Consider the following 5165-nt stretch of genomic DNA (forward strand, 5'->3'; position numbering starts at 1 on the left):
TCAACCAACCCGATCAGCAGGTGCAACGAGTAGCTTAAATCACGCCAGATCCTGTCCAAGAGATCGGGAGCAGCTCATTTCACCTAGCAGACCTGATCAAATCAGTACACGACACCAGCCCGTGAACCTGATGGCACTGCAGATAGTCTAGCAACGGCCAGGGGCGAGTCGGGTAGCACATGAACCGAGATAGCCGTCAATCCTCCAGCGAAGTTGCACACGAACCAGTTGGGAAATCGTTTCCTCATAATCGACCCGAATTCCGGGCGGTGTTTACACCATGTTCAGCCCTTTGCTCCAGACATGGGGGATGATGTACGTCCAAGGCAGGCCGTGATGACCACCTTACCAGAAAAGCCGATTGAGCTGCGCAGCCCTCCAAAGCGGCTGAGTGCTCTTGTCCTTGACGACGAAGAGGCGGATCGCTTCCGACTGATCAAGATTTGCGGCAAGGCCGGTCTGGATCTGCAGATACAGGAAGCGGCGTCGTACGACGAGATGTCGGAGCTGCTCTCCCGCCACGTTTTCGATATCGTTTTTATCGATTATCAGCTTGGTATCGCGACTGGTCAGGACGCGCTCGAATATCTTCTTGCTGATCCGGCTCACAAGGATGCCGTCGCCATCATGGTGACCAGCGTCGATCGCCACGATGTGATCATCAAGGCGATGCGCACCGGGTGTCACGATTACCTCATCAAGGAAGAACTCGGCATCGATGCGCTGCGAAAATCGGTCGCTGCTGCGTTTGAACGCAACCTGATGCGGCGCGCTCAATCCGAAGATCGCACTCGGATCGCCGACCTTGAATCGATGCTATTGCGCATCGACGACAGCCTGCGTCCCGAAATGCGCCGCATCCTTTCCAGCCTGTTGCGACGGATCCGCTCCGTCGCTGCGCAGGTGCATGGCGGTCCGCTCAAGCTCAAGCATGCGGAAATGGAAGAGCTCTGCGTCAGCGGCCTGTGCACGCTCGACGAGGTTGGCGAACTGTGTGACACCGATGTGCAACGTGTGCTGCCGGCCAGCAAGACGCGCTGGGATGCATGATCAAACCATGCCACGCCTGAACCGTCCCCAAGTGACCGGATCACCGACTGGAGAGAGCCATGAAAGCAGGTGAACCCAGACGCGCCGCCGGGCAAGGAACCGCTCAGGTTCCCGTTCTGCTTCTGATCGAAGATGACGATTGCGATGCGGCAGCGTTCCTGCGGGCCTTCCGCAAGGCCGGGCTGAGCAATCCCATCCGACGAATCTTCGATGGGCGAGCCGCGCTCGACCACCTTCGGGAGCGAGACGAAAGCGAGGCGCGCAAGGTCATTATCTTGCTCGATCTCAACCTGCCCCGCATGAACGGCCACGAATTTCTGACCGAACTCAGAAAGGACCCTGCCTTACGCCAGGCTGCGGTTTTCGTGATGACGACCTCACGCGATCGGAGAGATGTGGCGCGCGCCTATGATCACAATGTCGCCGGATACATCCTGAAGGACGGCGGCGCGCCCGAACTGACCGAATTCGTACGATTTATCGGCGAATATGCAGAGCTTGTGCTCTTGCCGGATGTGCTGATCGGGACGGAGGCAGATGATGGATCGGGCTGACGTATTGATCATAGACGACGACGACGTTGATCGCAGACATTTCCGCAGGATCCTGCGCAAGGCGCACCCCACGGCAATGGTGGTGGAATCCGCAGGAGAGCTCGACACCGTTATTGGGCTGGAGACAGAGCCGCATATCGCCTTTATCGACTACCGTCTGCCCAGACTGAACGGCATCGAAATGATGGAGGAAGTCCTGCGCAAATGGCCCTGCACGGCCTGCATCATCGTCACCGGTCAAGGCGACGAGGAAATCGCCAAGACCACGATCAAGAAAGGCGCCTTTGATTACATTCAAAAATCGCGCCTGACCGAACTGCCGATGAAACGCATCGTCGAAAACGCGCTGGCCTGGCGCGCGATGCAGAGTCGGCTCGAGGAGCAAAAACGTGAGTTGGAGCTGTTTGCAGACGTTTTGCTGCACGATCTCAAGGCTCCGGTTCGATCCATCCAGTTCTTTGTCGGCGAGATCGAAACAGAGATCGACGCTGACGTTCTGAAAACCGTCGATACCGAAATGCGTCTTTTGCGTCGATCAGCGCGGCAAATCTCATCGCTTCTGGATAGTCTGGGTAGCCATATCCGCGCCAGCCGCGTGCAGGAATTCGAAAAAATTGCGTTGCGCGGGGCCTTCGACGAAGCGCTGCTCAGCCTCGACCGGACAATCGCAGAGGCCCACGCCAAGATTTCGCTGGATGTGCAGGACAGCAGCCTGTTTGGCTCCGCACCTCAACTGGCGCAGCTGTTTCAGAACCTGATCGCAAACGCGATAAAATACAGCGGGGGCAAAACGCCCGAGGTGCGGATCACCAGTACGCTGTCCGGCGCAGGCGAGATCAGCGTGACCATCGCCGACAAGGGTATCGGCATCGCTCAAGAACATCTCGAACGGATTTTCGAACCGTTCAAACGCATCGCCCCTCAGGGCGAGGTTGCTGGCACGGGGCTTGGTCTGGCGACGTGCCGCAAGATCGTGGAACGCCACGGCGGCAAAATCTGGTGTGAATCCGAACCGGCCGCAGGAAGCCGCTTTTGCGTCACGCTGCCCTGCCACATGTCACCAGAGCAGGTCCCATCTGAAAGGATCGAAGCGCTATGAAACGCCCTGCCCGCCTGCCGGCAAAGTCTTGACGGCACATTGGCTAAAACTCGACCTCGAGCTCCTCGATCTCTTCGGGTTCTTCAAGCGCTGCGGTGATCCATTCGGCCATCGGTTCCCATGCGAGAATGGTATCGATATACGCCTCGAGTTGCGGTTCGAGCGTGACAGAATAGGTGCGGAACCGGGTACAGACAGGGGCATACATCGCGTCGGCCATCGTCGGCGTGCCGAACAGGAACGGCCCTCCATAGGTATCAAGGCACTGTTTCCAGATCTCCACCACGCGCGCGACGTCGGGCCGCGCGCCGCTGAAGATCTTGAAGCTGTCATGCTTCGCCCTGAGGTTCATCGGCAGGGCCGAGCGAAGATTGTGAAACCCGGCGTGCATCTCGCCCGAGATTGCCCGGCAATGTGCCCGCGCCACTCTCTCCTTGGGGTAAAGACCGGCCTTTGGGAACATTTCGTTGAGATATCCGGCAATCGCCGTCACATCCCAGACCTGCACATCGCCGTGGGTCAATCTGGGAACCCGCACCGTGGGAGAAAGCAGCAGCAGCTCTTGGCGCATGTCGGTGTCATGGAGATCGACATGGGTCTCCTCGAATTCGAGCCCTGCCATCTTGCACAGAAGCCAGCCGCGTAAGGACCAGGAGGAATAGTTCTTCGATGAAATGGTAAGCGTTGCCTGGGCCATTACGGGTAACTTTGCCTCTGATGCTGCACAGCGTCATGATTTTTGTCGCATGCGCCCTTGGCGCTTGGCTACAAATTTTCTGTACAATGGGGATTAGGTCGCCGTGATTTACGCCGCTTACCAGAGTCTTGATGATATTATCGCCCCTTTTCGAACCGCCGCCCTGAGCGCACTGGCGTTTTCGCCGCGACAGTCCGGCCCGTTTGCGCAAGCCAATCTCCGCAACGCCGCAATCATGGAGATGATGTCGCGTTTCCAGCTGAGCCACGAACGACCAAGCTTTGGCATCCACACTGTTCGGGTTCAGAACCGCGATGTTCCCGTCACCGAGGAGGTCGTGCTCGACATGCCCTTCGGAAAGCTGCTGCGCTTTCGCCGTGACATCGACACCGAACAACCGAAGGTTCTGGTGACAGCACCGCTGTCAGGGCACTTCGCAACGCTTCTGGCCGGCACCGTGCGCACCCTGCTGCGCGATCATGACGTCTACATCACCGACTGGAAGAACGCCCGAGATGTGCCACGCGGCGCCGGCATGTTCGGGGTCGAGGATTACATCGCCTATATCATCCGCTTCATGGAAGAGATCGGGCCGGGCGGTCACATTCTGGCGGTCTGTCAGCCCTGCGTTCAGGCGCTGGCCGCAGTTGCCGTCATGTCCGAAGATCGCAACCCCGCAACCCCGCGCTCGATGACGCTGATGGCTGGCCCGGTCGACGTTCGCGAAAGCCCGACAAAGGTCAACGAACTGGCCAATGAAAAGCCGCTGTCGTGGTTCAGGAGCAATGTGATCTCGACCGTCCCGCTGCGCTATCCGGGCGGCGGGCGGCGGGTCTATCCGGGTTTTGTTCAGCTGACCGCTTTCATGTCGATGAATATGGAACGCCATCAATCGCAGCACCGCAAGCTCTACGAGCATCTTGCCAGAGGCGAGGACAAGGAAGCCGCCCGGATCAAGGATTTTTACGACGAGTATTTCGCCGTTCTGGATCTGACCGAGGAGTTCTATATCGAAACCATCGACCGGGTCTTTCAGAAGGCCGAGCTTGCCACGGGTGATCTAACCTACCGGGGCCGCAAGGTTGATCCCTCGAAAATCCTGCGCACTGCCCTGCTGACCGTCGAGGGCGGACGCGATGATATCTGCGGTATCGGGCAGACCACTGCGGCGCACGAGCTGTGCTCGAATCTGCGACCGCATCTGAAACGGCACCATCTGCAGGCAAATGTCGGCCATTATGGCGTTTTCAACGGTCGCCGGTGGGACAATGAAATCTACCCCGTGGTCCGTAACACCATCCTCGCAATGGAATGACGTTTCCTGCCCCCCCGGGATCAGGCAAGCATCGCAACGCCCGCGCCGCTGGCGCCGAGAAGCAAGATCAGAACCATAAGCCCCCAGATAACCCTGCGATTGAAAAACGGCGTGGGCTCGTAGCACTGCCCGCATCGGCGGGCGCCGAAGCGCAGTTTGTGGTCGCATCTTGGGCAGTTGAACAGTCTGAGGGGATGGGACACTGGATGAGACTCGCCTGTTAAACCATAGATTTCAAAGAACTCTATGGCTTGCCGCCGCGTCAATAGTCAACGTCATTCGATGCAATGATCGAAGGTTAATTGATCAATACAACCCTGAAATGCATTCTTGAATGAAATGGATAAAAAACCAGCATGGCTTGCGCCGGAGACTATGTGTCCCATCCCGGACGATTACATAGACCCTCGGCGCTCTGCCCACTTCATGGCAAGATCGCTTCTGTGCGAT

At 57.9% G+C, this 5165-nt stretch carries 5 protein-coding genes and 1 pseudogene; 5 read left to right on the forward strand and 1 reads right to left on the reverse strand.

Going from position 1 to position 5165, the window contains the following annotated elements; all coding sequences use genetic code 11:
* Window positions 1–336 precede the first annotated feature (336 nt).
* The 4 genes and pseudogenes from Q4543_RS23665 to Q4543_RS23675 all read left to right on the forward strand — a co-directional run bounded on the left by Q4543_RS23665 (window position 337) and on the right by Q4543_RS23675 (window position 2703).
* Window positions 337–1050: a response regulator gene (locus Q4543_RS23665; protein WP_303442486.1), complete on the forward strand. Its 714-nt coding sequence runs from the start codon at window positions 337–339 to the stop codon at window positions 1048–1050.
* Window positions 1051–1109: 59 nt separating this feature from the next.
* The gene (locus Q4543_RS23670) at window positions 1110–1604 is read left to right on the forward strand and encodes a response regulator (RefSeq protein ID WP_303442489.1); all 495 of its coding nucleotides are present in this window, start codon (window positions 1110–1112) and stop codon (window positions 1602–1604) included.
* Window positions 1591–1896: pseudogene (locus tag Q4543_RS24730) on the forward strand (response regulator transcription factor); the annotation flags it as partial. The gene Q4543_RS23670 and the pseudogene Q4543_RS24730, both read left to right, overlap by 14 nt.
* A gap of 30 nt (window positions 1897–1926) precedes the next feature.
* A complete protein-coding gene (locus Q4543_RS23675) occupies window positions 1927–2703 on the forward strand; it encodes an ATP-binding protein (protein ID WP_303442492.1) in 777 nt (258 codons plus the stop codon).
* A gap of 43 nt (window positions 2704–2746) precedes the next feature.
* Here the strand turns inward: Q4543_RS23675 and Q4543_RS23680 are convergent, their stop codons facing one another.
* On the reverse strand, window positions 2747–3400 hold the full coding sequence (locus Q4543_RS23680) for a glutathione S-transferase family protein (RefSeq protein ID WP_216003634.1): 654 nt from the start codon (window positions 3398–3400) through the stop codon (window positions 2747–2749).
* A 103-nt stretch (window positions 3401–3503) separates the two neighbouring features.
* On the opposite strand from Q4543_RS23680, the gene Q4543_RS23685 reads away from it, so the two are divergent.
* On the forward strand, window positions 3504–4715 hold the full coding sequence (locus Q4543_RS23685) for a polyhydroxyalkanoate depolymerase (protein WP_303442496.1): 1212 nt from the start codon (window positions 3504–3506) through the stop codon (window positions 4713–4715).
* Window positions 4716–5165 lie beyond the last annotated feature (450 nt).

Origin of the sequence: Salipiger sp. 1_MG-2023 (assembly GCF_030547555.1) — a bacterium.
GTDB lineage: Bacteria > Pseudomonadota > Alphaproteobacteria > Rhodobacterales > Rhodobacteraceae > Salipiger.

What these genes read in the sequence shown, in the direction of transcription:
- Q4543_RS23665 (WP_303442486.1), top strand. Translation starts at nt 337, where the DNA reads ATGACCACCTTACCAGAAAAGCCGATTGAGCTGCGCAGCCCTCCAAAG.
- Q4543_RS23670 (WP_303442489.1), top strand. Translation starts at nt 1,110, where the DNA reads ATGAAAGCAGGTGAACCCAGACGCGCCGCCGGGCAAGGAACCGCTCAG.
- Q4543_RS23675 (WP_303442492.1), top strand. Translation starts at nt 1,927, where the DNA reads ATGAAACGCATCGTCGAAAACGCGCTGGCCTGGCGCGCGATGCAGAGT.
- Q4543_RS23680 (WP_216003634.1), bottom strand. Translation starts at nt 3,400, where the DNA reads ATGGCCCAGGCAACGCTTACCATTTCATCGAAGAACTATTCCTCCTGG.